Here is a 1,633-nt window from a genome sequence, read left to right on the forward strand (position 1 = left end):
GTCTTCATGATTTCGGGGTCTTCACAGGTTCGGGTGGGGGAGTCAGGCGGGCATGGTGAGTGCGGACAGTGGGACGAAGGTTCCGGTGTCGGACGGGGCGTTTCCCGCGGTGCGCGGATCGGCCGCGTCGTCGCCGTACCGGGTCTTCAACAGTCCCCGGCAGAAGTGCGCGTTGCCGTCGATGGAGATGCGGGTCGAGCGTGCCCGTCGCAATGCCATCGGAACAGCGGCCGGTGCGTATCCGGCGCCGCGGTGATCGACCATCACCAGATCGTCTGCATTCGTGGACAATCCGAGGCTCTCGCGTCGGCGGAGCAGAGACCCGGTCGTCTCCTCGGCCGGGAGGTCGCCCAGCGTGACGGTGCCGAGATCGGTGATCTCGATGGCGGGGTCGCGGCGCAGGATCCCGGTCAGGCATCGCTCCATCGCCGCGGTGTGCGCCTTCCGCTGGAACGTCGTCCGGAGTTCGGACAGATCGTCGAGCGCCTCGTGCCCGAACGTCCCGCGGTAGCCGGCGTCGGCGGCCAGACCGGTGTTGATGATGGCGGAGTCGTGGTGATCGTCGAGCTCGACAGTCACCGAGGCAGTCCACTCCAGCGCGGTCAAAACGTCCTTCGCATCCGACGCCATCAGGTACGCGAAGTTCGGCGCGCAGAACGACGTCGGCAGACGCAGATGCACGGCCACCTCGCCCTCCGTGGTGACGTCCATCGACCGGACGAAACCGAGGTCGGTGATGGGCTCGTCGAGTTCAGGATCGATCACCACATCGAGCGCACGCCACGCCGAGTCGCGTCGTTGCTGATCGTCCACGTCACGCACCGACCATCTCGTCGGCACCGCGGGGTCCCACCGCGGTCTCGTCGGCGGAGGCGACCTGCAGCTCTGCCGGCACCGGGATGTCGTACATCGCAGCGGCGTTGAGGCCGAGGATCTTCTTCTTCTGGTCGGTGGTCAGCTGCGGGTACTCGCCGAGGTCGTCGGGGATCTGGAAGTCGACGAACGCCTCGATCAGCCACCGCGGAGTCCAGATCGCGTAGTCGGACGAGAACTGGATGCGATCCTCGCCGATCCAGTAGAGGAGCTCGCCGAGGATCTGCGCGAAGTATTTCGGTCGCGTGTGGATGAACGGCATCGCGACGGCGAGTCCGGCGTGCACGTTGGGCTCCTGGGTGGCGATCCAGCAGAAGTCCTCGAGACGAGGCAGACCACAGTGTTCGACCACGAAATTGAGGTCGGTGAAGTCCGACGCCACATGGTCGACGTCGGCCACATCGAATGCGTCCCGGTCCAGTGGGCGGATGGTGGGGCCCTTGTGCACGTGGATGTTCCGGATCCCGAGTTCCCGGCAGGCCTCGAAGTAGCGGTAGGCCCACGGATCGTCGAGCTTGTAACCGCGGGAGTCGCCGTGCCACTCCGCGGTGTACAGCTTGACCCCCTTGAGGTGGTACTTCTCGGCATCGAGACGCAACTGGTCGAGCCCCTGCTCGCCGTTGCGGGGGTCGAAGTGATGGTTGTAGGTCAGCTTGTCCGGGTGCTTTGCTGCGAGCTCGGACGCCTCGTCGGTCTGACCGAAGCCCTTGTAGTAGAACTCGCCGAGGTGGGCCGGCTGGAAGATGGCGTGGTCGACGTA

The 1,633-nt window shown here is 65.6% G+C and carries 2 protein-coding genes; both read right to left on the minus strand.

Annotated features, from left to right (window positions below; all coding sequences use genetic code 11):
- Positions 1-42: 42 nt before the first annotated feature.
- Positions 43-813 carry an iron-sulfur cluster assembly protein gene (locus JHC79_RS22290; protein ID WP_296395014.1) on the minus strand — a complete coding sequence of 257 codons (771 nt, stop codon included), beginning with the start codon at positions 811-813 and terminating at the stop codon, positions 43-45.
- A gap of 1 nt (position 814) precedes the next feature.
- Positions 815-1,633 (minus strand): amidohydrolase family protein (locus tag JHC79_RS22295; RefSeq protein ID WP_296395011.1); only part of this gene is annotated, 819 nt, incomplete at its 5' end.

The organism is Williamsia sp. (genome assembly GCF_016462415.1).
Lineage (GTDB): Bacteria > Actinomycetota > Actinomycetes > Mycobacteriales > Mycobacteriaceae > Williamsia_A.